13 protein-coding genes are annotated in these 24,717 nt (G+C 56.4%); 8 read left to right on the top strand and 5 right to left on the bottom strand.

The window, feature by feature from the left end; translation table 11 throughout:
• Positions 1-190 precede the first annotated feature (190 nt).
• Complete coding sequence (locus tag G547_RS0102940) at positions 191-3,253, top strand: glycosyl hydrolase 115 family protein (RefSeq protein WP_027328551.1); 3,063 nt, start codon at positions 191-193, stop codon at positions 3,251-3,253.
• A 61-nt stretch (positions 3,254-3,314) separates the two neighbouring features.
• On the opposite strand, the gene G547_RS0102935 is transcribed toward G547_RS0102940, so the two are convergent.
• The gene (locus G547_RS0102935) at positions 3,315-4,667 is read right to left on the bottom strand and encodes a DUF1593 domain-containing protein (protein ID WP_245573323.1); all 1,353 of its coding nucleotides are present in this window, start codon (positions 4,665-4,667) and stop codon (positions 3,315-3,317) included.
• A gap of 485 nt (positions 4,668-5,152) precedes the next feature.
• Here G547_RS0102935 and G547_RS22470 point away from each other — a divergent pair, with 485 nt between their 5' ends.
• On the top strand, positions 5,153-7,789 hold the full coding sequence (locus tag G547_RS22470) for a nucleoside hydrolase-like domain-containing protein (RefSeq protein WP_084645585.1): 2,637 nt from the start codon (positions 5,153-5,155) through the stop codon (positions 7,787-7,789).
• Between the two features lie 80 nt (positions 7,790-7,869).
• Here the strand turns inward: G547_RS22470 and G547_RS0102920 are convergent, their stop codons facing one another.
• Both G547_RS0102920 and G547_RS19890 read right to left on the bottom strand, forming a co-directional pair.
• Positions 7,870-8,646, bottom strand: coding sequence for a helix-turn-helix domain-containing protein (locus G547_RS0102920; protein ID WP_245573319.1), 777 nt, complete (start codon positions 8,644-8,646; stop codon positions 7,870-7,872).
• 571 nt (positions 8,647-9,217) lie between these two features.
• Positions 9,218-12,751 carry a TonB-dependent receptor gene (locus G547_RS19890; protein ID WP_051234680.1) on the bottom strand — a complete coding sequence of 1,178 codons (3,534 nt, stop codon included), beginning with the start codon at positions 12,749-12,751 and terminating at the stop codon, positions 9,218-9,220.
• A 379-nt stretch (positions 12,752-13,130) separates the two neighbouring features.
• Here G547_RS19890 and G547_RS0102910 point away from each other — a divergent pair, with 379 nt between their 5' ends.
• From G547_RS0102910 to G547_RS0102900, 3 genes are all read left to right on the top strand, one after another.
• Positions 13,131-14,642: a tryptophan halogenase family protein gene (locus tag G547_RS0102910; protein ID WP_027328547.1), complete on the top strand. Its 1,512-nt coding sequence runs from the start codon at positions 13,131-13,133 to the stop codon at positions 14,640-14,642.
• A gap of 173 nt (positions 14,643-14,815) precedes the next feature.
• Positions 14,816-15,976, top strand: a complete 1,161-nt coding sequence (locus tag G547_RS0102905; protein WP_027328546.1) for a helix-turn-helix domain-containing protein — start codon at positions 14,816-14,818, stop codon at positions 15,974-15,976.
• A 228-nt stretch (positions 15,977-16,204) separates the two neighbouring features.
• The gene (locus G547_RS0102900) at positions 16,205-16,990 is read left to right on the top strand and encodes a family 16 glycosylhydrolase (RefSeq protein ID WP_027328545.1); all 786 of its coding nucleotides are present in this window, start codon (positions 16,205-16,207) and stop codon (positions 16,988-16,990) included.
• A 30-nt stretch (positions 16,991-17,020) separates the two neighbouring features.
• Here the strand turns inward: G547_RS0102900 and G547_RS23750 are convergent, their stop codons facing one another.
• Entirely contained in the window at positions 17,021-17,305 is a 285-nt protein-coding gene (locus tag G547_RS23750; RefSeq protein ID WP_245573317.1) for a hypothetical protein, read from the bottom strand.
• Here G547_RS23750 and G547_RS0102890 point away from each other — a divergent pair.
• The 3 genes from G547_RS0102890 to G547_RS22465 all read left to right on the top strand — a co-directional run bounded on the left by G547_RS0102890 (position 17,271) and on the right by G547_RS22465 (position 23,233).
• Positions 17,271-18,596, top strand: coding sequence for a cellulase family glycosylhydrolase (locus tag G547_RS0102890; protein WP_245573315.1), 1,326 nt, complete (start codon positions 17,271-17,273; stop codon positions 18,594-18,596). The genes G547_RS23750 and G547_RS0102890 overlap by 35 nt on opposite strands.
• Positions 18,597-18,781: 185 nt before the next feature.
• Positions 18,782-19,957 carry a helix-turn-helix domain-containing protein gene (locus tag G547_RS19885; protein ID WP_051234678.1) on the top strand — a complete coding sequence of 392 codons (1,176 nt, stop codon included), beginning with the start codon at positions 18,782-18,784 and terminating at the stop codon, positions 19,955-19,957.
• Positions 19,958-20,158: 201 nt separating this feature from the next.
• The gene (locus G547_RS22465; RefSeq protein ID WP_084645580.1) at positions 20,159-23,233 is read left to right on the top strand and encodes an endo-1,4-beta-xylanase; all 3,075 of its coding nucleotides are present in this window, start codon (positions 20,159-20,161) and stop codon (positions 23,231-23,233) included.
• A 78-nt stretch (positions 23,234-23,311) separates the two neighbouring features.
• On the opposite strand, the gene G547_RS0102870 is transcribed toward G547_RS22465, so the two are convergent.
• A complete protein-coding gene (locus tag G547_RS0102870; protein WP_036186497.1) occupies positions 23,312-24,709 on the bottom strand; it encodes an aminotransferase-like domain-containing protein in 1,398 nt (465 codons plus the stop codon).
• Positions 24,710-24,717: the final 8 nt, after the last annotated feature.

Genomic DNA, 24,717 nt, shown 5'->3' with positions numbered 1-24,717 from the left:
TCTAGGGTAAAGCATTCAGCTATAACCGTCTCCTAACTCCACTCTTTAGATGTTTTAACCGAAGGTCGCTTATAACCACCCCATTGGAGATGCTAGAATAGGCAAACGCAACCTTGTATACTAGAATACCTTTAAGTACCAAGCAGGCGCTCATCGTTAGTAAAATGCAATAAACAAAGGTAGCCGAACAATGAATCATGCGGATAACGAGCAGATCGCGTCCAGTAGATCACCATACAGTTTTCCCGGAAAAGGCCCCAAAGTGCTAATTGCGTTGGGGGCAATGACCGTCGTCGCGCTCGTGGTCGCCTTGCTGATAGCAAAGCCGTTTGAGACCGCTCCGATGTCCGAGTACCGCTCTGCTGGCGCCTGGACCCCTTACGACGGTATGACAGCCGATACTCGCTCCCAGGGTGGTTACTTCGAAACAACCTTCATGCCCACCTCCGAAACACCGGTCGATGGTGCCTTTCAGGTAGCCGGGGAAGGGTACGCGGCTCCTATACACTACAGCTCAGAGGATGCCCAAGTCGTAGAGGTCGCGGCCACTGCATTGCGCGATGACATAGAGCGAGTCACCGGCTTGTCGCCAAAAACGTCCAACGAAACTCCGGAGTCCTCCACGGCCATACTCATCGGCACACTGGGGAAAAGCCCTCTCATCGACGGGTTGGTCGAATCGGGAAAAATCGATGTATCCGCCATTGAGGGCAAATGGGAGGCTTACACCGCGATGGTGGTGAATAATCCGTTACCCGGTCTGCGTCAGGGTCTGGTCATCGCCGGCAGTGATCGGCGCGGCACAGCCTTCGGTGTCTTCGGACTATCTGAGTCGATTGGGGTCTCCCCCTGGTACTTCTGGGGCGATGTACCAATAAAGAAAAAATCCGCTCTCTATGTCGCGGGCACTCACACTCAGCCTTCGCCAGGGGTGAAATACCGGGGTATCTTTATTAACGATGAGGATTGGGGCTTCCAGCCCTGGGCTGCAAAAACCTTTGAGCCTGAAGTCGGAAATATCGGTCCCAAAACCTATGCTACCGTTTTTGAATTGCTGCTGCGCCTGCACGCCAACATGATTTGGCCCGCAATGCATGAATTCCCTGTCGAAAGCACCCCCTTTTATAAGAACCCAGACAACAAGGTCGTTGCCGACGACTATGCAATTGTCATCAGCACATCTCACCACGAGCCAATGTTGACCAACAGCCACGAGTACAATGAGGGTGTTCACGGACCTTACGATTACTGGAATAATCGTGAACGCATTTACAACTTCTGGGAAAAACGCGTTGCGGAAACAGCGAACTACGAGAATATTTACACCATCGGCATGCGGGGCCGAGCAGACGCCGGAATGCTGGCTCCAGAGGGTACTAGCGACGAGGAAAAAGCAGCAAAAATTCAGAATTCCATCATTCCCGACCAGCGACGGATGATCACGGACCACGTTCATGCCGACCCCTCGGAGATCCCCCAGATATTCATCCCCTACAAGGAAACATTGGTGCAGTATCAAGCCGGTCTGGAGCTTCCCGAAGACGTTACTATCGTATGGCCGGACGATAATCACGGTTACATTCGCCAGCTCTCTACCAATGCGGAAAATCAGAGATCGGGGGGTTCCGGCGTCTACTATCACCTTCAGTATTGGGGGGTACCCAAGAGCTATCTATGGCTTCACAGCACCCCTCTGGGTATGACTCAATCAGAAATGATGAAAGCCTGGGACTTCGATGCCCACAAAATATGGATCGTTAACGTTGGCGACATAAAGCCCTACGAAATCGGCACGGACTTCTTTCTGCGCCTAGCCCGCAACCCTGAAGCCTTCCGTGACTTCGATCAGCAAGGCTACTTGACTCAGTGGGCCGAGCGAACATTCGATGCCGAGCACGCCAGTGCCATCGCAAAGGTTCTCGGAGAGTACTTTCGTCTAAATATCCTAAAACGTCCTGAACATCTTGACCGCACAGAGAGCGGCTTTAGCCTGGTATCAGACGGGGACGAAGCTCAAAAGCGGCTTGATAAATTTACAGACATGACCGAAGCAGCCAACGCTATTTACGCTCGGATACCCGACGCTCAGAAGGCGGCTTTCTATGAGATGATCCTTTATCCGGTACGCGCCTCAAACCTTGCCAACCGCCGAGTTATTCTCGCTGAGCGAAGCCGCCTTTGGGCAAAGCAGAACCGTGCGGCTACCGATGAGCTTTCGGCTGAGGCAGAGACCGCGCAGGACGAGCTGCTAGCCGAAACACAGTTCTACAACGAGGTGAACGCCGGCGGAAAGTGGAATCACATGTTCAGCCCTATGCCGACCTCAGAGCTACCACGCTGGGCTTACGAGACGCAGAACGCTTGGGCAATGCCGGAAACCGGCAGTTACAATCCCCCCGCGTCAGCCAAGCTGGGTATAGCTGTAGAAGGTTCTGAGAGGCCTATAGAAGATGGCACGACCGGAAAGCTTCCTGTCTTTAATCGGCCCGCCGACTCCAGCTATTTTATTGACGTCTTCAATCAAGGCGCCAATGAGATGAGCTGGACAGCCCAAGCTAGCGCCCCATGGATCGAATTGAGCGATACCAGTGGAGCCGAGGATGCGAGAATTTGGGTAAGTATAGACTGGAGCGAAGCTCCCCACGCTCGCGCATTACTAGAGTCGGTCCACATAGTCGGCGCCGGCTCCAAGCGAACCATCAAGCTTGAAGTATTCAATCCTGAAGACCTGGAGCTATCGACGTTACCTGACGCGGTGGAGGACAACGGAAGGGTGATCATGGAGGCTGAAAACTTCGAGGAGCGCTACGACCTTGCGAACGGTGTCGGCTGGGACATAGTTGATGAGGCCGCCGCCTCGGGTGATGGAGTAACAATAGAGCCGGTCACGGCCCCAAGCGTGGACACTGACGAAGTATCTTCGCGAAGCCCGTCTGTTAGCTACCGATTCTATGCTTTCAGTACCGGCCCAGTCGAGATTCAAACCCAGGCATTGCCCACTCACCGACTGACCTCGGATCACCCCGGGCTCCGCTACGCCATATCTCTAAATGACGAGGCTCCGAGCATCATCGATATTAACGCCCTGGAATACTCGGACACCTGGAACAACAACACCCTGAGAGCGGCGTCGATTGGCGTTTCGGAGCATGAAATTGACTCGCCTGGTTTACAGACCATTCGCATATGGATGGTAGATGCCGGAGTGGTTCTGGATAAATTGACTGTCGATATCGAACCCAAAAACGATTAGGGACCAAAGTTACGGAGGAGAGGATATTTTGGGGTCGCTCCTCCGTTAATCAAAAAACCGGCTAGGGAGTTACGGTAACGATCACCCGCTTATAACGGGTCAGCCTTGGAGTTCCGCGGTCGGTTACCTTCAGAATAAAGTGCAACTCGTGCTCTTCTTCTACCTCGGGCGCGCGAACGTGTACCCGAACCATATTCTCTGCACTGTTTATCGCCACCGGCTGCTCTGGCATGCTGCCCACCTCAGGGTAGTTGAACCATAAAAACTGCAGGCTATCGCCATCGGGGTCGTGAGAATTACGTGCATCCAGATGAAAGTAGCCTCCGGAGCGCACCGAGATTCTCTCTGGATGGTTGAGGGCAGGAACCGGGGGGTGATTTGCCTCATCGTAGGGTTTCACTGTCCAGTCCATGCGTGCGGCGAAATCGTTCTGAAAGTCGTCGCGCCAGCGCCAGAGCGTTACTCGGTAACCGTCAAACGTTTTACCCATGGGCTTTAGCGATCGACCGTAGTCCGAAGCAATCACCGGTTCATAACTATCGTCGGCATTGGTCCAGATTGGACGTGTTTCCGGCTCGACCGGTACGCCTCCCGTAAACCCCCGCGGGTCCATATTGCCCAGCTCCGGGGTATACAACTCGTAGCGCCCTCCCCAGCCGCCCCAGTTCGGTCGCTCAGGCAAACTCAAACCGTTGGGGACCAGGTTCAACCATGCAGGTGTATCACCTTCCATACCATAAGCAACGTCCGGATACTGAGCGCCCAGTGGGCCGTGGGACTGCTGAATATTTTCCGCAATCCAGCCATTACTGATGGTGGTGTTATCGATGCCGTCAATCACCGCGTTGATTCCCGTCCAGGTCGCCGCCCCGTAACCGCCGGGACTGACGATGTAAAACAGGTCGGGAAAGTTCTTACGAATCCAGGCCGCCGAGTCATCCTGGTCCGAAATCGTATAAACCCGGATCTTGCTCACCAGCCGATTTAGCTCTGATTCGCTTTTCGTTTCCCGCAATTTGTAAAGGGCTTGGGCCAAGGTATTGGGGCCGCCCCACACAGAAATCCACAAGGGCCGGTCGTCGTCTTGCTCAAGTATTTCGATGACTTTTTCCGAGCCTTCGGAGTCTTTTCCGGCGCCTACCGCGGCCATGCCATAAAGTGGCAACCCCTGACTGACCAACGATTTCAGCTGCTTAGCGCTGGGGTAGCCCGAAGCGTGCTGTGACAGGTTGGGGCGAATCTCCTCGTAGGCGTCAATAATCTTATGAATCGATTCGGGCGCGACCATGGTCTTTTGATGCACGGATGTGGTGGCGACAAGGCCCTCCAATTCGATCTCATTGACGTAAAGTAGTAAGCGCACCAAAGTTTGGGCATCGTCCGGGTCGGCTTCGATGTCGGTAAGCACCAGCATTCGGTGCCGAGCTCCGGAACCCTGATGTGGTCCGGTGCGAGCTTGAACCTGATCGTCGAGCGACTGCGGCATATTAGCCATGCACGCCGAGGTCAGCAAAACCGTGGTGAGCGACACCACAGATTTCCATTTTCGAAAGAAGAGGGCTAAAGTTATCATCGGTTATCTACCTTGTCTTAAAGAGTAGAATAGACTTTATCACAACCGCCCATTCAGTAGTCACACTTGGGCACGCTACCGACACCAACTTGTCAAAATGATTTTCAAGGTTTTTCCCGCCACCATTTCTGGTCATTGCATTAATTCATATTTTGGATTCGCCATTTTCATCTTTAAGTCTCAAGTTTTTATTTTTCCGGCAATAATCGTTGGGAAACAGGAAGTATTTTTAAGCAGCTGACCTTAGCCTGACACATCGCCTTTACTATCGGCGATAGGTAACTAGACCTCAATAGAACTACCACCAATAACATTTAGGAGCGGTTATGAAAAAAAGTAAGTTCCTCTCCACTACTTCGGCAACAATCACAGCTTTTGGGCTCTGTTTGTTAGCGAGTCACGGTCATGCCATCAGTTGCTCGGCAACCGCTGATTCCTGGAATAGTGGATATGTGTTAACGGTCACTGTAGAGAACGATGGCGCGGCTGACGTCGACAACTGGCAGGTGGCGCTAGATTTTAATCAAGGCCCGGGCATCACCAACTCCTGGAACGCGGAGCTGTCAGCGTCCGGCAACACGGTTACCGCGTCAAATCTTTCGTGGGACGGGTATCTGGCAGCGGGGCAAAGCACCAGCTTCGGATTCCAGGGGACACACAACGGGGATTTTGAGCTACCGACGTGCACTGGTGGCGGAACCACGAGCTCGTCCAGCCGTTCTTCGGTTGCCAGTTCCGTCGCCTCATCGATCAGCACTCTCAGTTCAAGCAGCGCTCTCAGCTCCTCTTCCTTGAGTTCAACCGGGTCGAACAGCGTCACGGTGCGTATGAGAGGTGTCGCTGGCGGAGAGTCGACCAATCTGGAAATTGGCGGTCAAACCATCCAAACTTGGACGTTGGACACCGCCTATGCTGACTACAGCGTCCAGACCGACGCCTCTGGTGAACTGCGTGTCGCCTTCACCAACGATGGCGGCAGCCGGGACGTTCAGGTTGACTATGTCATTGTGAACGGAACGGTATACCAAGCTGAGGACCAAGAGGACAATACCGGTGCTTACGACGGAAGTTGTGGCGGCGGTTCCTACTCGGAAATGCTTCATTGCAACGGCTCCATCGGCTTTGGCACCCCCCTCGGGGCGAGCAGCAGTAGCTCGACTTCGGTCTCTTCGAGCTCTAGCTCCAGCAGCGTATCAAGCTCCTCTAGCACTTCATCAGATGGTGGCAGTGGAGGCGATTTGGTCTATGCAGTGAACGCCGGCGGCGCGAGTGTGACCTTCAACGGCGTCCAGTACCGGTCTGACCGGCACTCTCTGGGAGGATCCACAAGCGCGACATCGGATCCCATTGCCGGTGCAGCCGAGGATGCGCTTTTCCAAACGGAACGCTACGGCAGCTATCGCTACAGAATCCCCGTAACCGATGCGACCTACTCGGTCGACTTGCATTTCGCCGAGATCTATCACAGTGAAACGGGCGCACGCTCGTTCAACGTGAGCGTTGAAGGAGCGCAGGTTCTGTCCAGCGTAGATCTGTTCGCCCAGGTGGGGCATGACACGGCCTACTCTTATACGCCGGACGAGGTTGCCGTTAGTGACGGCTATCTGGATATAACCCTGGAGGGGCTCATCGATAACGCCACCCTGAGCGGCTTTGCGGTGTATTCGCCCGATGGTGGCGAATACGATGAGCCGACGGTCGAGCCCGGGTCGGGGGACCGCTGGCGTATCATCAACACCACAGATATGGGCGCGGACCCCGATGATGAACAGTCCCTGGTGCGGCAGTTGGTAATGGCTAACGAGTACGACCTGGAAGGGATCATTACCACTACTGGCTGCTGGAAAAAGTCAACGAGCAGCACCTCGATTGTGGACGGCATTCTCAACGCCTATGCCCAGGCATACCCGAATCTCAGCCAACACGCCGACGGCTTCCCCACACCGGATTACCTGCAATCCATCAACGTCATGGGGCAAACCGGATATGGCATGGGCGATGTTGGCGCCGGACGTGATACGGCTGGTTCCGAGCTGATTATCGAGGCCGTGGACAAAGACGACCCGCGCCCCGTTTGGGTCACTTGCTGGGGCGGTTGCAACACCATCGCGCAGGCGGTTTGGAAGGTGCAGAACACCCGCTCCCAGTCCGAGCTAGATGAGTTCATCAGCAAGCTGCGGGTTTACGACGTGCTTGGGCAGGACAACGCCGGCACCTGGTTGGCGAAAAACTTTCCCAACCTGATTTATATTCGCGCGACATCGGTGTACAGCTGGCAGCCGTCCGACAGCTATTTGGACCAGCACATTCAAAGTCACGGGCCTTTGGGCGCGGCGTACCCGGATCGTCGTTACGCCACCGAAGGTGATACTCCGGCCTTTCTGCACCTCGCCCACCCGGGGCTGAACGACCCATCTCAGGTCGCACAGGGAGGCTGGGGCGGTCGGTTCGGCCCTGATAAACAGTCAGGCGTACGAGGCATGAGCTGCATGAGCGGTGAAGATGCCCAGTACGATCCTTACTACATGTATACGGAAGCATCCGAAGGCGGCAGTGGCATTAGCCGCTGGAGTTCGGCGATTCACAACGACTTCCAGGCGCGGATGGACTGGAGCATCCAAAGCGACTACTCCGGGGCCAACCACCACCCGAAAACCGTTGTGAACGACAACGCGGACGAAACCGTGCTGTACATGAATGCGTCGGCCGGCTCAAGCATCGCGCTGAGCGCCGATGGCTCAAGCGATCCGGATGGCGATAGCCTGACCTACTCCTGGTCGTTTTACGATGAGCCAAGCTCCTACAACGGGTCCGTCAGCATCAGCGGCAGCTCTTCCGCCAACGCGACGGTGCAGGTACCGTCCAACGCGGCTGGCCAGAATATCCACATTATTCTAACATTGAGGGATAACGGATCGCCGAACCTACACGCCTATCGTCGAGTGGTTATCAACGTTCAGTAGGATCGATAACGTGGCCCGCAATAGTGCATTGCGGGCTTCGTTTTAAAGGTTCCCCCCTGTAATCAATCCACACCCTGTACCTAACCGGCGTTGCGATACGCTCTTGGAGACTGACCACAGGAGCTATAGAAAGCGTCATTGAATCGACTGATTGACGAAAACCCAGACTCTAAAGCAATTTCCGTTATGGGCAGATCCGTGGTACTGAGCAAACGTTGCGCGTGCGAAACTCGGAGTTGCGTCAGATAACTGATGAGTGTTGTACCAAACGTTTTCTGAAAGAGTTTCATGGCATAGTTCGGATGCAAATCGACTAAATGCCCTACCTGCTGAACCGTCACTTTTTTGGTATAATTTTTCGCGACAAAACAAGCCATTTTTTCAACTTTATTCAACCTGGAATCCGGCAATCCGGATGACAGAGAGCTCTCAACCCGGTTTTCAGTGTCGCCAAGAAAACGGCGGGCAAACCGTTCCATCCTCGCTTGCATTTCCAGCATTACCGGTCTCTTATTCAGGAGCGTGCAGCCGGATAAGTCCGCCACCCAACTCTTAAACAGCATCGCGTCATATTGAGTGATCCCCTCCGAGCCAGGTTCACTTAAACATTGGCCTTGCATGAGCGGTTGCACAAATGCGTCTGGCAAGCGCCATTGAAAAAACATCTGTAGCGGTATAGTGGCCACAAAGTATTCCTTCACATTGGAATAGTCGACTATCTGGTGCGGGATGGCCGCCCAAAACGCGCTCATCTTTCCCGCCTCCACGGTCACCGTCTTCCCCCCCAGCAAGTAAGTAACGGACCCAGACCGAAGCAGATTGACCTCCACTTCATTGTGGTGATCCGGCCGTTTCATAAGGGAAGGTTTCCAATAAACACATGTCAAGCCGTAAGGCTCGAAATCGGGGCGACGGGGATCGAACGCGAAAGGTTGAAGTTCAGCGACCATAGGATTGCCATTATTATAGATCGAATTTTAAAACAACTATATTTAGTACTAAGCCCCTAACCTAACAGAATAATCCTTATTATTGACGCCAACACAAGGTTCCGAACACTGTTACCATGCTATCCATACTATTATGATTTTACAATGACCTTCTTAGGAGGGGAAGTTGTGGTCATGTGATTCAGGACACATTGCTAAGGCGTTCTTCATATTCCATCTGAGTCTGGTAGCCAAGCGCTGAGTGAAGGCTTGGCGTTGCAATACGTTTCGTATACGCTTCATATATCGAAGTAGCAGTAAGCATCGTCAAAATCAACGATGAGCTAGATGAAGAAATCCGCGAGGCAAGCGCCGCCCGGCCAGCAAAGGGAGGAACGCTCTTGATCTCGCTGGGGCGGAAAGGGGTCGGTCAGAAGAAAAGCGCATACCACCCTTGGGGGGGGGGAAGGGGTGGTATGCAGACCAGAAGTTTCAGTAGTTAAAAAGAGTAGCTCGCTTTAAGAATATAACTACGCCCTTGAACAAACGAGGACCTGAACAGTTTCAGGTCGTTGTCCACCTGAATACGCGTAACGACTTCTTCGTTATTCAGATTTTTGGCCTCAAAGGATAGGCGGAAGCGATCTGTTACATCGTACTTGAAGCTCGCATCGAGGAAGCCCTGTGCATCATTCCAGACCGGCAACGTGGTGATCTCATCACGCGCGGTCAGCAGGAACTCGGAGTTCCAGTTGTACGCAAAGCGAACTTCAGCGGGCCCTTTCTGATAAAAGACCACCAGGTTGGCCACGTGATCCGAGAGGCGCTCCAACGGCAGGTCATCGAACGCGGTATTCCGTTCCGCCGCCTCTGGGTCAATGCCCGAGAAGTTCTGGTTGGGAATGCCCTCTGAATCGATGTAAGTGTAGTTCGCCTGAAGACCCAGACCGTTGAAGGGCGAAGGTAGCTGATCATAGGTTTGCTGATAGGCAATTTCAAAACCTTTGATCTCGCCCTCGCTGCCATTTTCCGGCCCGGAAATCCTGACCGTTTGTACGGCGCCGGTTTCCGGGTTGATGATCTGCTCAGTCCGGCTGCCGGAGACGATGTAGTTCTTCAGGTCTTTGTAGAAAACCGTGGTGGTCAGCGAGCCGACGTCCGAAAAGAACCACTCCAACGACATATCGAACTGATCAGACTCGGTTGGCTCAAGGAACGGGTTGCCCGAGCTGGCCGAGAAACCGGAAAAGTCGACACTTCCCGGGCGAATCAGGTTCACCTGCTCCAGGTTTTCACCGTTGGCCTCGGGAATGCCATCAGGGATGGGCTCACCCGCCGCGTTGACGTTATCCGGGTATTCAGCGCTGATATACGGGAACGGCTCGATGACCTGGTTGCCGTTTTCATCCAGGATGGCATTGCCATCTTCATCCACCTGCGGCCCCCACAGGCGGGTACGGCTGACGGTGGTGCCACCTTCACTCGTGTCCTGTTGAATGCTGAGGTAGTTCCGGCGCTGGCCGATGTCGGGCTTGGAGATGGCTTTTGAAGCCGAGAACCGCATCAGCAGGTCGTCAGTCAGTTCGTACTTCAGGTTCAGACTGGGCAGCCAGTGGTCCGTGGTTTGCGCCGACGCCCTCGGGCTGGTGCCATTGTTGGCGAAAGCAAGAACGTCCTCCGGCAGGAAGTTGTTGACCTCACCCAGGAAGCGGGGGTCAACGCCGTCGCCGCCGATATCGATGCCGGCTTCCAGGTCGTTGAAAACGTATTGGCCATACTCTTCCGCCAAATCGTCAGTGAATACGTTCGTGCCTTCCGGCACCGGATACTCCGAACTGAAGCCCGGGAACTGGGTCGCACCCGTGGTCACCGTCTCGATTTCGACGTGGCGCAGGCCGATGTTACCCGCCAGACGACGGTCCATGATTTCACTGGCAAAGTCCACGCGCACATAGGCCGCTACGCTTTCTTCTTCGGTTTCAAAAATTTCGTCGGGACGGAAGAAACCGTTGACGATGTCGTAGGCTCCGGCCTCGTTACAGACGCCGTCCACCACGGCGGACTGGTTGGGGTCAATACGCTCGCTCAACAGACGGCTGGTGTCGCAACGGGTTTCCACCAATGGTTGAATGATGTCCTGAAAGGCGTCGCGATCTTTGATCGCCGCCGGATGCAGCATCTGATTCCCGCCTTGTATGGTAAAGCCATCGCCCGCGTCAAAGTCACTCCAATCAACGATTTGGTCCGTCCCCGGTAAGCCGCTGGCAACGACTTCGGGATCGTCCAACCAGCCGATCGGGGAGTTGAAAGACGCCCGGATGGGTGCCCAATTGAAACGGGTGGCGCCCACGGATTGAGTCTTCTTCGCATACCGGGCGCCGAACTTGACGGCCGTCAGGAAGGGCGTGTTATCCAGGAAGCGTGTGCCGTCCAACCGGAAGGCGTCCAGCTCGCCTTCGGAGCGTTCCACAAAGTCCATCAACGCCTGGGAGACAAACGAGGAGTCCTGCTGGAAGTAGTTGGAGCTGGTGAGGTCAACGCCCTCGGGCTGCAGCGCCTGGGAGGGTTGAATCTCCTCTTCGGTGGCGAACGACCAGGGGTTTTCCAGCCGCATATTGATGCTGGAGCCCACAGCATTCAGCGCCATGTCGGCATTGGCACGCGTTACGTAAATCAGTTGATGATCATCAATTTCTGTTTCGGCGTTTACGTGCTGGTAGTCGGCACTCAGTTCCCAGACGTCGTTGGGGGTCCACTTGAGATTGAAGGACGCATCTTCGGTCAGCCGATTTTCGTCCCGGTAGCGTGTATTGGAGCTGTACTGTGCCCCGAACTCATTGACTTGGGTGGTGGCCCAGTCCGCGTTCTGCGGGATGCGCCCGGTAGGATCCTCGGCTCGCCAGCCCGCGGAGGTGCTGGAAATACTGCCGTTCTGGAAAATGCCATCTTCAGTGAACTGCCATTGCGCGGGAGTGAAGTCCTCACCCGAGCCGGTAACATCGGCAATGGGCCGCGCGTTGGGGTCATTGAGTTCGACGTCGTTACGGATGGCGTATTCGGTCCAGGACAGGGACGCGTCGGAGCGAATGAATTCAGCGGTCGCCAGCAACGTCTGGTCGGGGCTTTCCCACTGCAGGGAGGCGGCGATACCGTTGCGCTCGCGGCGGTCGAATTTCTGGCTGACGTTGCCACCCAAAGGCACAATGACGCCTTCATCACCCACGGCCATTCCCTCTGGCGCACCGGCAAAGCTGCCGTCGTAGACGTAGCGGCTGGACTCTGGCACATAGCCAAAGCCCGGATGCCCGGGTGAATCACCCGCGATCGGGCGAAGCTCATAGCGAGCGGATTGCATGCCGTGGGAGACTTGCTCCAGGGTCGAGTCGGCCACACTCAGAAGCACCCCGAACTCGCCGAGGTCGGTGTTCACTCGATCGCTGAACAGCGCCGAGACGGTGGGCGTCCAATCCTCATCCAGGCTGTTGACCTGACCATCCACGGTGATCCCGAAATGCCGCCCTTTACTGTCGAAGGGTTTACGGGTATTCAGGGAGACCGTGCCGCCAATCCCGCCTTCGACCATATCGGCGGTCTGGTTTTTGTACACCAGTACATTGCCGATCAGCTCCGGCGGCACGTCTGAGAAGGACAAACCGCTGCCAGAACTGGCGCTGAAGGTATCCCGACCGTTGAATTCCGAGCGGACCTGACTCAGCCCCCGGATGATCAGGCCAGAGCCTTCGGTGCCGAAGTGATCCGGGTCTTTCGGGGAGGCGAAGCGCCCGATCTGCACGCCGGGAATCCGCTGAATGGATTCCAGGATGCTGCGATCGGGCAGCGCGCCAATGTCTGAGGACGAAATGGCGTCCACGAAAGTGTCCGCCTCACGCTTGATGGTTTGAGCATTCTGCAGGCTTTGCCGCAGGCCTTTCACCACGATTTCTTCCAGGAGGCCGCCTCCGTCACCAGTGCCGGAAGCCGCTTGCTCGGAGCCAGCGGTTTGAGCCGCCACGGGTAGGCTGGCCGCCAACATACAACTGAACAGTACTGACCGATGAAACCTGGGCTTTGCGTATAGATTATGGGTAGAGTGCACGATTGTCCCCTCTCGTTGGTATTATTTGATCGTTGCGTAGTGCTTAAGCCGCTGGGCTGACCGGCCCCTTTCTTAAAATGTTCAACGGCCAAGCCCAGCTTCCACCCAATGTCGCAAAAGGGCGCCAACACGTCGTCCAAGCGCACGCCTCTACTGATATCCGGACGTTCGACTATCCGGTTTCCGAGAAAACCCCGAAAGTCGAACGCCGTTTTCGAGCGAATTCGCCAGAATCAGCCTCTCAATAATGAATGTGACGGCATCGCGCTGACGCCCCTCAAAAGCACTATTTTGGTGCAGGAAAGTTGCTGGCAACATGAGCGAACAGAGAATCAGAAAGATCGTGATCCTCGGCGGAGGCACCGCCGGGTGGATGACCGCCGCCGCCCTCGCAAAATTTATGGCCCCCGAGTTTTGCGCCATCGAGCTTGTCGAGTCCGAGGACATCCCCCCGGTCGGTGTGGGCGAAGCCACCATTCCACAGATCCAGGTGTTCAATCAGACCCTGGGCATTGATGAAGACGACTTCATCCGCAAGACCCGGGGCACCTTCAAGCTGGGTATCGAATTCCGGGACTGGGGCGCTGTGGGCGAGCACTACATCCACGGTTTCGGTAGCTTGGGCCGCAACATGGAAGCCCTGGCGTTCCATCACTTCTGGTGCAAGATGCAGCGCGAGGGCAAGGCCGAACCGCTGGGGCGCTATTGTCTGAGCGCGCTGGCCGCCACTCATGGGAAGTTCATGCGCCCCATAGAGGCCGGGGACTCGCCCCTGTCCACGATTCAGTACGCCTACCACTTTGACGCCGGCCTGTACGCCCTTTACCTGCGCGAATACGCCGAAGCGCGCGGGGTGACACGCACCCAAGGCGTTGTTCGGCAGGTGCAGAGCGACCCGAAGACCGGCCATCTCACCGGCCTGACCCTGGGAGACGGACGGTTCGTGGAGGGAGAACTTTTTATCGATTGCTCCGGCGCCCAAGGCCTGCTCATTGACAAGGTGCTCGGGGTGGACTTTGAGGATTGGGGGCATTGGCTCCCCTGCGACCGGGCCTGGGCCGTGGCCAGCGAGCCCACGGCCCCCTTGCCGTCGCATACGGTATCGCAGGCCCACGGGGCCGGCTGGCAGTGGCGCATTCCACTGCAACACCGCACAGGGAACGGCCATGTGTTCAGCAGCGCCTTCATGGAGCCGGAGGAAGCACGCTCGGTACTGCTGAACCACCTGGAAACCCGTCCGGTCAGCGAACCCCGACTCCTCACCTTCAGAGTGGGTAAGCGGACCTCGTTTTGGGAGAAGAACTGTGTGGCCATCGGGCTGTCCAGCGGGTTTCTCGAGCCTCTGGAGTCCACCGGCATCCACTTGATTCAGTCCTTTATCGGAAAACTGATGGCGTTTTTCCCGGATCGGGCCTTTTCACCGGTGAACCGACGCTATTTCAACCGGGAAGCCCACGACGAGTACGACCGGATCAGGGATTTCATCATTCTGCACTACCACGCCACCCGCCGGGCAGACACCGAATTCTGGAATTACGTCAGAACCATGCCCGTTCCCGACACGTTGCAGGAAAAGCTCGTACTTTTCCAGGCCAATGGCTATGTTCACAAGGAGGGCAACGAGCTGTTCAGCGGGGTGAGCTGGGCGGAAGTGTTTATCGGGCAAGGCATACTACCGGAGCGCTACCACCCGCTGGTAGACACGATTCCCGGCGGGGAGATTGAGCGGCGGCTGAAGCACATCGAGAGTGTTATCGCCCAGGCCGTTGATTACATGCCGCTGCATCAGGATTTTATTTCGAGACACGGCGGCGCCACGACACGCTGATACCCCGGCGCCCTCTCCGGTGAGCCGAGCGCTCACCGAGGCAGCGACTTGGGTTTACGCCCGATTGGAATATGGTATTCTCCCGGCCCGAAACCGCAGGCGCCGGGGTCGCTTCCCCCGCGCTTTCCCCCCTGCGGTACTATAACGATTCCAAGCAAAGTGAACCGGGGCCGATGGAGACTGCGACGTTTAGCCACAATGCGGTAATTTTCAATATCAATGACCTGGTCCTACTGATGGCGGCCGGTCAGTGTCTGGTATTGGCGATACTGCTGGTTCTGGCCAAACAGAGTGCCAGCAGAAGCAATCAGCTATTGGGGGCCTTTCTGGTGGTCAAGGCCATCCAGTCCCTGGATATGCTGTTCATCTGGAGCGAGCACCTCAGAAGCCTGATTCTCCAGGCCAACCCGGACTTACTGTTCATCGGTACCATTCTGAGTTTGCTTCAGGGCCCCTTGCTGTACTGGTACGTGGCCAGCGTGCTATACCGGAGCTTCCGGTTCCGTTGGCGTGATCTGTTGCACTTGATCCCGGCGGTTGTGGTCGGCGTCGTCATTACCTGGAATTACTACTGGTTACCGGAAACCGAGCAAATCCGGGCGATGACCCACCTGGAGTTCATGTGGTCGTCGATCATGACGGATATCACCACGCTCTGGCATTTCAGCGTTATCAGCTACGGGATTTGGGCCCTGGTCGCCATCTCTCGCTACCGCGAGCTGCTTAAACAACGCTACGCTAATGTGGAAGTTCGGAAAAAAAGCTGGCTGAAAGGGATAGTCATTGCGCTGATCACTATTGCCACCTGGCGCCTGGTGGTCCACCTTCTGGGGGCCGGCATTGGCTCAGCACGAGCGGACATGCTGGGCATTGTCGGCAATTACATTGAGTTCATCTTCGTGAATGTGCTGGTGTTCACCAGTATTCGCTACGTGCACCTGTTTGACCGCGTGGACGAGCCCGTTCAAGAGCCTGCTACCGCCCGAGGGTACAAAGACGAGCAAGTGTCCCGGGTCAGCCGTTTGATGCGCGAGCAAAAGCCCTATCTGCAGCAGGATATCACCATCGAGACTTTGTCCCGCAAAGCCTCCATTCCGGAGAGGACCCTCTCCCGCATTCTGAACCAGCACTTTGAGAAGAACTTCTTCGAGTTCGTCAACAGCTACCGGATAGAAGAAGCCAAACAGCTGCTGTCAGACCCTCAGCAGTCCGGGAAAACCATCCTGGAGCTGATGAACGACGCCGGTTTTACCAGCAAATCGACATTCAACACCCTTTTCAAAAAGCACGTGGGGCAGACGCCGTCCCAATTCCGGAGATCCCAAAGTCAGTAATCGGAGCATGCCTCAAAGCCTTATTTCGTTTTAAAAGCAGCTTTGACTGTCCTGCTCACCAATACTTATAAAAAAGGACCGAACTTACGTTCCCACCCCTTCTCGAACGATTGATTCTCTCGTTGACGCTACATTCTGATGTCCTGGCCCGCGGGAAAGGTCCCATCGACGCCCCGGCTCAGTTAACAATCCATAAGACGACTGATATCAATAACGAGAGGTCCTATCATGGTTACATCCATCCGTCGCACACTTGTGCTCGTTTCCCTATTGTTGCTGGCCACACCCGGCTTGGCCCAGTCCGGCTACTTCAAAGACGACTTCACCTGGGGCTTTAACGCCGGCATCTGGCAAGCCCGAAGCGGTAGCAATGGCACGCCCTTTGGCTGTACCTTCAACCCCAGCATGATTACCCCCAGTTCACACGGCATCACGCTGGGTGTGAGTCCGGGCCAGTGTTCGGAGCTTCGCACCCACAATCTGCTCTCCTATGGGCGTATTCAGGGAAGCCTTAAAACCGGGAACGCGCCCGGCACCGTTTCCTCCATTTTTACCTATACCTCCTGGCACGATGTGCCCGGCCGCGCCTGGCAGGAAATTGACATTGAGTTTCTTCCAACGTTGGGGAATGTCGTACACACCAACGTCATCTACCAACCCCAGGGAGGTACTTACGAAAGCTGGGAACAGGACATAGACCTCGGACAATACGGCCTGAATATTACCCGGGATATGGTTCACATCGGCTTCGACTGGAGCAGTTGGAGAATCCAATGGTATGTCACCGACGCCTGGGGTAACCAGCAGGTGATTCGGACCATCTACCGGGACAATGGTGACGGCTACGTCGCCAATAATGAAATTCCGCAGTACGCCTGGCCCTCCGATCCGACGCGGCTGATGATCAACCATTGGCACGGCGACAACACGTCCGAGGCTTATTACTTCCCGGGACAATACTTCCAGGAAAACACCTGGGCCTACTACGACTACATTGAGTATTCACCCCATTAATTTTTTCTGGCGGGCGCGTAGCGCCCGCTTCTACACCCGGCTCTTATCCGCAGGAATGTCCACCATGTTGATTTCCCGTATCTTGTTCGGCACCAGTGTCATCGCGAGTACTTTTTTATTCACGGCTTGCGGCAGTAGCGGCGGCACCACCCCCACCTCCGGCAGCTCAGCGTCCAGCGAAGAAGCCTCATCGTCTTCCTCTTCCAGGGCCTCGGTGCCCGCTGCTTCCTCAAGCAGCGCCAGCACACCCTCTTCGGACTGCCCGGCGGCCGACATTTCAGTGGAGACTACGCGGGTAGAAGCCGAGTCAGCCATTGACTGCGGAGAGACCACCGTCACTCAGATCTCCGACGACTCGCTTTCCGGGCAAGCCGCCATCACTCCCGAAGACGGACCCGTCAATTATCGGTTGGATGTGGACACGTCGGGGCAATTTACGCTGAGCTTTTACGCGCAAGCCGCCAAGGATACAGCCAATTGGACACTCGCGGTCGACGGTGAGCCGATACCGCTGTCTGCGATTGAGCTAGCCGGCAGAGAAACAGGGGAGTGGCGAACGCTGACCACCGATACCTTCTACTTGAGCGATGGCGAGCAAACGCTGCAGCTCCGGTTTGAAACGCCACCCGCCGCACTGGACTACTTTGAGCTAAGCTACTCCGAGCCTACCACCCTGGACGCCCATGACACGGTCCTGAACATGGGTGTGGGCATCAATCTGGGAAATACCCTGGATGCCTACCCCAACGAAGGGGACTGGGCGCCCAAGGCGGAGCTGTCCTACTTTGAGGCTTTCAAAGAGGCGGGGTTTCACCATGTTCGAGTTCCCGCCACCTGGGACAACCATACCGCCGAAGCCCCTCCCTACCGCGTCGATGAAGCACGCATGAACAGAACCGAGCAAGTGGTGGATTGGGCGCTCGCTCAAGGTTACCCCGTCATTTTGAACGCCCATCACGAAACCTGGTTGAAGGAAAACTACGAGGACGCGAACGCCCGCGCCCGCTTTGACGCCATCTGGACGCAGATCGCCCAACGGTTTGCGCACAAGTCACCGCGATTGCTGTTTGAAATGCTCAATGAACCCGTGGGAATGACCGCCGAACAAGTGAATGATTTAAATTCACGGATACTGGCAATCATCCGCGAGCACAATCCCACACGCCTGGTCGTCATTGCGGGGAATGACTACACGCCCGCATCCAGCCTCAATGACATTGAGTTACCGGATGACAACTATTTGATCGGTAACTTTCACTCCTATGACCCCTGGCCCTTTGCAGGCGAGTGCACCCGCCGCTGGGGCAGCGACAGCGATAAAGCGGAGCTGGCGGCCATCTATGACACCGCGAACGACTGGTCCATTCAGGCCGGCGTACCGGTCATGGTGAACGAGTTCGGGGCGCCTCATTATGACTACAACAACCCGAAGAACGTCTGCAATCCCAGCGACCGGTTGGCGTACCTGAGGACCCATGTCAACCTGGCCATTGAACATGGAATGGCCGCTACCGCATGGGATGATGCCGGCGCGTTTCAAATCTACGATCGCGGACAGGATTCATGGGATGCCGCAAAAGATGTTCTGGTGGCCCCAAATCCGTAAAGCGCCTGCGATTGCGTCAATGTGTGGCCCGGGGGCACGGTCGGTGTCGTTCCCCTGGGCCGCAATTTGTTGAAAAGGTGCGCTAGCGCTGTTTTTAGCGTCGGCGAAAATGATATGGTAATAATACTTTACGCGATGTTTGACGCGTAAATTACCATTCATCTGCAGATAACAACTCCAATAAAATGCTGGCATTCTATCGCAAGGCTTTGGTCGCTTTCCTAACGTTGTTAGTGCTGACAGCGGCTGTATTGTACGGCGGCTTTCTCCAATCCCGCTTGAGCGCGTCCCTGTTCCCGGCGAAGGACCCGGCGCTGCCCTGGGCTCCGGCCATTGAGCCCACCTCGCCCACTGGAGACACGTGGCTGGAAGTCAAAAGCGACGTCGGTACGATTGATTATGAGTTTGTGCTCGACTCTGAGCAGCTATTTCCGTATACGCACTATTCGTTCTATTTCATTCAGCCCGACCTGGCCTATCGACTCGTGGACCTGACAGACTATGACCATCTGTCGTTTCGGGTGCTATGTGATCCCCGGAATGTCTTGCTGTTTGTGTTGTTCAGCTTTGATGAGGAGGTCACAGACCCGTTCAAGCCCGAAACCCGCCGGGTGTCGTCGATGGCGTTTTCCTGCAATGCGCACTGGCAGGACGTGACCATTGACTTCGATGAGCTGAGCACACCCTACTGGTGGCTGGATCGCTACGGGTTTGAAGTCAGCGAGACAGACTACCGACTCGACAAGACCATGGGCCTGGCATTTGTGAACTCGCTGCAGAGCCCGATGGATCAGGTCTCTCGGGTCCGCATTACCGATGTGACGCTTAAAGGCACGGAACCGGGTTACCTCTATGCGGCGGCGGCCATCACGGCGGCGGGTTGGGTGTTGTTTATCGTCTGGTTGATTCGGCTCTATGTTCGCGCGCTGACCACAGGCCTTAAAGAAAAGGTAAAACTGGACCAGCCACTGATGGCGTACAAGAAGCTCTCCATCGAACCACAACGAGACAAGGAAAAAGACGCCTTGCTGCGCCACATGGCCACCGAGTACGCCAATTCCGAGCTGAGCCTGGAGTCCACCGCCAATACTCTGGGCATCAACCGCACCAAGATCAATGAGATTTTAAGAGAAGAGCTGGGGCTGACCTTTACCGCTTACCTGAAAAAGCTGCGCCTGACCGAGGCGGCCCGGCTATTGTCGGAAGCGGGAGAAGCCAACATCTCCGAGATCGCCTACCTGGTCGGCTACAACAATGTCTCGTATTTCAACAAGCTGTTCAAAGCCGAGTACGGGTGCACGCCCAAAACCTTTCAAACGCTCAAACTCCACGATAGCCACGACGATGACGAGACGCCCTGAGCCCCGACTTCAATAGCGCATGACTCTCTCATCGTGGCGTCACTTTCCTTTCACTAACTGCAGAATCCCTGCAATTTTCTGCATCGTGCTATGAAGGTGTCAGAAAATGCCATTGTCACGCCTCAAACTCCCCTACTCTGATTGGTTCACAACCAGTGACTATCAAGTCACGCCAATAACGACCAATAAGAGGTGAAAGAGATGAAGCTCACACGACCGAGGTTGTTAACCTCCGCGTTACTCGCCGGCCTAGGTATGGCCGCGCCCATGACCGGCTACGCCGACAATCCCATTGTCTCCCATGTGTACACAGCGGACCCGGCAGCGCGAGTGATTGATGGGCGGGTCTATGTGATGGTAACCCACGACCAGGACGACCAGTCCGACTACAGCCAGTTGGTGGATTACTACCTGTTCTCCTCCGACGATATGGTGAACTGGCAGGACCACGGCATCGTCTGGAATTCTCAGACCGACAGCCCCTGGGCCAGCCTGGCCTATGCCCCGGACTTTATCGAACGCAACGGTCGCTATTACCTGTATTACCCCGACGGCGCCAACGCCATTGGCGTCGCCGTGGCCGACAACCCGGAAGGCCCCTACACCGACCCACTGGGCGAACCACTGGTGGACCGCAGCACGCCCGGTGCCAACGTCGACTGGGTGTTTGACCCCGGCGTATTTATCGACGACAACGGCCAGGCCTACCTGTACTTCGGCGGTGGCGGCCCCGGCAATGCGCGGGTGATTCGCCTGAACAACGACATGATCAGCACCGATGGTGTCGCAACATCGATTGATGCGCCCAATTTCTTTGAAGCGCTGTATATGAACAAGCGCAACGGCACCTATTACCTGACCTACTCCACCGATACCGCCGGTGGGCTGAGCATTGATTACATGACCAGCAACAACCCCACCTCCGGGTTTACCCATCGCGGCACGATTCTGCCCAACCCCTGGGAGAACAATAACAACAATAACCACCAGTCCATGGTGCAGTTCGACGGTCAGTGGTACATGTTTTATCACAACCGGGCCGTGGCCAATGAACGCGGTGCCAGCACCTACCAGCGCTCCATCAATGTCGACCGGCTGTATTTCAACGGCGACGGCTCCATTCAGCCGGTAAACGCCGGCCCGGCGGGCGTGCCGCAGCTTGAGTACGTAGACGCTTTCGCGATCAACCAGGCGGAAACGTTCGATACGGAAAACGGCATTGAAACCGAACCGGCCAGCGAAGGCACCCAGAACATTCAGATGGGCCCGGGCGATTGGGTCAGAATTACCGGCGTCGACTTCGGCTCCGGCGCCAACGGTATGGACGCTCGGGTCGCGGCCAATATCGACTCCAGCCTGGAAATTGTGCTGGACGATGTGAACAGCCAGCCTCTCGCCACGCTTCAGGTGAGCAACACCGGTGGCTGGCAGACGTGGCAGACACAGTCTGTCTCGTTTTCCGAAGTGACCGGGGTTCACGATGTGTACCTGCGCTCTACAGCCGGACATAACCTGAACTGGTTCCAGTTCACCGGGGGCTCCGGCAACGACTCCTCCAGTAGTGAAAACTCCAGCAGCAGCTCGGCGGTCTCGTCTTCCGACGGCAACACCGATAGCAACGTCACTGGTAGCATTCAGTTCACCAATGACTGGGGCAGCGGCTACTGCGCCACCTTGACGGTCACCAATAACACCGGCAGCGCGGTTGAGTGGAACCTGAACATTGCGGTAGAGGGTACCGTCACTGACCTGTGGAACGGCGAGTGGAGCCAGAACGGTTCAACGCTGCAAGTCTCCGGCGCAGGCTGGAATAGCACGCTGCAACCAGGCCAGAGCGATTCCAATATTGGCTTCTGCGCCGAACGAACTGCCCCGCCCACCTCGTCTTCAAGCTCCTCCAGCAGCCAGTCGTCCAGCGACCAGTCCTCCAGTGCCCCCGATGGCAATGGCGATGAACTGGCCAGCAACGGCGGCGTGGAGAGTGGCCTGACGAACTGGTCCACGACGGCGGGTGACATCAACCGCAGCACGCAAGACTCACGCAGCGGCTCCGCCAGCGCCCTGATTTCCGGTCGGACGGACACCTGGCACGGACTGACGTTCGCCCCTAACGGGTTGGCCAGCGGTAATCAGTACGACGTCTCCGTCTGGGTCAAAATGGCGCCCGGCTCCGCCAGCGCCAACCTTTACCTGACGGCCAAGCGCGAGGAAGACTCCGACTCCTCCACTTACGAGGAATATACTCGCGTGGCGGAGGCAAGCGTTTCCGCCAGCGGCTGGACACAACTGAGCGGCAGCTATACCCAAAGCGGTACGCCCTTTCAGCACTTCATCATCGAGTCCGACAGCACCAACGCCAGCTACTACGCGGATGACTTCTCAGTAATCGGCGAAGCGGGTGATGGTGGCGACGGCGGTAATGGCGGCACCATTGATCACGACTTTTTCGTGGGCAACATCACCACCTCCGGCAGCGTTCGCTCGGACTTCGTTCAGTACTGGGATCAAATCACCCCGGAGAACGAGGGCAAGTGGTCCTCCGTGGAAGGCACGCGCGACCAGTACAACTGGAGTGGGGTGGACGCCGCGTACAACTATGCTCAGCAAAATAACATTGCCTTCAAGCAACATACGTTTGTCTGGGGCAACCAGTCCCCAAGCTGGATCAACAACCTGAGTCCGGCCGAGCAGCGCGCCGAAATTGAAGAGTGGATTCGGGATTTCTGCACCCGCTACCCGAACACTGAAATGATCGACGTGGTCAACGAGTCCACGCCCGGCCATGCTCCGGCTCAGTACGCCGAGCAGGCGTTCGGCAGCGACTGGATCATCAACGTATTCGAGCTGGCACAAGAACATTGCCCCAACTCCATCTTGATCCTGAATGATTACAACGCCCTGAGCTGGAACAACAGCGAGTTTATCGAAATGGCCCGCCCGGCGGTGGAAGCCGGCGTGGTGGATGCCCTCGGCCTGCAAGCCCATGGGTTGGAAGGTTGGTCACTGAGCGATCTTCGCACCAACCTGGATAACATCGCCGCGCTTGGACTGCCGATTTACATTTCGGAGTACGACATCGCCGAGTCCAATGACCAGGCCCAGCTGCAGATCATGCAGGAGCAATTCCCGATGTTCTACGAGCACCCCTCCGTGGTCGGCATCACGCTCTGGGGCTACGTGGTCGGTCGGACCTGGGTCGATGGCAGCGGCCTTATTTACGACAACGGCACGCCCCGCCCGGCCATGACCTGGCTGATGAATTACCTGGGACGGTAATCTCTTCTTGAGCCACAAATTCCGGGGAAAAGGACTTCCCCGCTTTCCCTCTTCTACTTACATGGGTTCCCTTCGACTTCAGCTCACCAGCTTTGCCAAGGCAATCAAGCCCCGCTCGACACTCGCATCCCACTTCACCGCACAGTTCAGCCGCAGGCAGTTGGCGAACTTACCGGTAGCGGAAAACAGCTTGCCCGGCGCGAAACTGACACCGGCCGCCAACGCCGACTCAATCAGCTCTGAGGTATCGATGTTGTGGGGCAACTCCAACCACAACACAAAACCGCCGTCAGGCCGACTGATTCGGGTGCCCTCCGGGAACAGCTGTGTCACCCGCTCCGTGAACCTTGCGACAGAGTGTGCATACTCCGAGCCGGCGTGTCGCATCAACCGGTCATACCGTCCGTTTTCCAGAAAATGCGCGAGTGCCAATTGCGCCGGGGTATTCACGCAGACAGTGTTGATAAACTGCAGGTATTCCGCCCGCTCATGGTTTTTCCCTGCCACCAACCAACCCACGCGCAACCCCGCGGCCAGGGTTTTGGAGGACGAAGCGCAATAGTAAACCAGCCCCTGCGTATCCCAACTCTTCACCGGCCTGGGCCGTGGACCACTGAACGGAAGGTCGCCGTATATGTCGTCCTCCACCAGGGGCACTTTATGTGTTGTCAGAATCCGCAGCAGGGCCTGCTTCCGTTCATCCGACAGGCACACCCCCAGCGGGTTGGAGTAGTTGGTCACCATGACACAGGCGGCCACTGGCCAGCGCTCCAACGCCAACTCAAGCGCTCCAAAAGAGATTCCCTCCTCCGGATCGGTTGGAAGCTCCAGCGCCTTCAGCCCCAGCGCCTCCACCACCTGAAGCAAACCGTAATAGGTGGGCGATTCCAGCACGACGATGTCGCCGGGTTTGGTGACCTGCTTGAGCGCGATCGCGATAGATTCCTGACAGCTGTTGGTAATCAGGACCTGGTCCGGACTGACGTCGCAATGAAGGCTGGCAAGGTGGCGGGCGATTTGTGCTCGCAGTTCCGGAGCACCGGGCGGGAATTCGTAGCCCATGCACCGGCGACGCTGCTCACGCCAGACGTGACGAAAGGCTTTTTCAATAGCCGCAGCCGGCAAAAAACCGGGGTCGGGTATGGCGGCCCCCAGGTTGACGATACGTTGGTTGTTGGCGGAATGAATCAGCTGCAACACCCGCTCCTGTCCGGTCACCGCTTTCGGGCTGCGGCTGACCGTCCTGGTCCGGGGTGTTTTACTGGCGGCAGGGGGCGTTCGAACAAAAAAGCCGGAGCGTGGTCGGGCTTCCAGTAAACCGAGCCGCTCAAGCTCCTGGCAGGCGTTCACTACTGTCGACACACTCACGGCATGCTGGCGACTTAACTTGCGCACGCCAGGCAGGGCGGTACCCGTGGGGTACACCTGGTCTTCAATCAAGCGCTGTAAACGGCTGGCCAATTCCCGGTAAAGCATTCGCAATC

This window comes from Marinimicrobium agarilyticum DSM 16975 (assembly GCF_000423345.1).
Taxonomy (GTDB): Bacteria; Pseudomonadota; Gammaproteobacteria; order Pseudomonadales; family Cellvibrionaceae; genus Marinimicrobium; species Marinimicrobium agarilyticum.
Note: the sequence above shows the minus strand (reverse complement) of the source record. Positions and strands in the feature narration are given on the sequence as shown.

Coding starts and splice junctions, on each gene's coding strand:
- G547_RS0102935 (WP_245573323.1), bottom strand. CDS start 4,667: ATGCTGGTGCTTACCGACATCGAAGCCGACCCGGACGATGCCCAAACT.
- G547_RS0102940 (WP_027328551.1), top strand. CDS start 191: ATGAATCATGCGGATAACGAGCAGATCGCGTCCAGTAGATCACCATAC.
- G547_RS22470 (WP_084645585.1), top strand. CDS start 5,153: ATGAAAAAAAGTAAGTTCCTCTCCACTACTTCGGCAACAATCACAGCT.
- G547_RS23750 (WP_245573317.1), bottom strand. CDS start 17,305: ATGGCTGACTCGGCTTCTACCCGCGTAGTCTCCACTGAAATGTCGGCC.
- G547_RS0102870 (WP_036186497.1), bottom strand. CDS start 24,709: ATGCTTTACCGGGAATTGGCCAGCCGTTTACAGCGCTTGATTGAAGAC.
- G547_RS0102920 (WP_245573319.1), bottom strand. CDS start 8,646: ATGAAACGGCCGGATCACCACAATGAAGTGGAGGTCAATCTGCTTCGG.
- G547_RS22465 (WP_084645580.1), top strand. CDS start 20,159: ATGAAGCTCACACGACCGAGGTTGTTAACCTCCGCGTTACTCGCCGGC.
- G547_RS0102900 (WP_027328545.1), top strand. CDS start 16,205: ATGGTTACATCCATCCGTCGCACACTTGTGCTCGTTTCCCTATTGTTG.
- G547_RS0102905 (WP_027328546.1), top strand. CDS start 14,816: ATGGAGACTGCGACGTTTAGCCACAATGCGGTAATTTTCAATATCAAT.
- G547_RS0102910 (WP_027328547.1), top strand. CDS start 13,131: ATGAGCGAACAGAGAATCAGAAAGATCGTGATCCTCGGCGGAGGCACC.
- G547_RS19890 (WP_051234680.1), bottom strand. CDS start 12,751: ATGTTGGCGGCCAGCCTACCCGTGGCGGCTCAAACCGCTGGCTCCGAG.
- G547_RS19885 (WP_051234678.1), top strand. CDS start 18,782: ATGCTGGCATTCTATCGCAAGGCTTTGGTCGCTTTCCTAACGTTGTTA.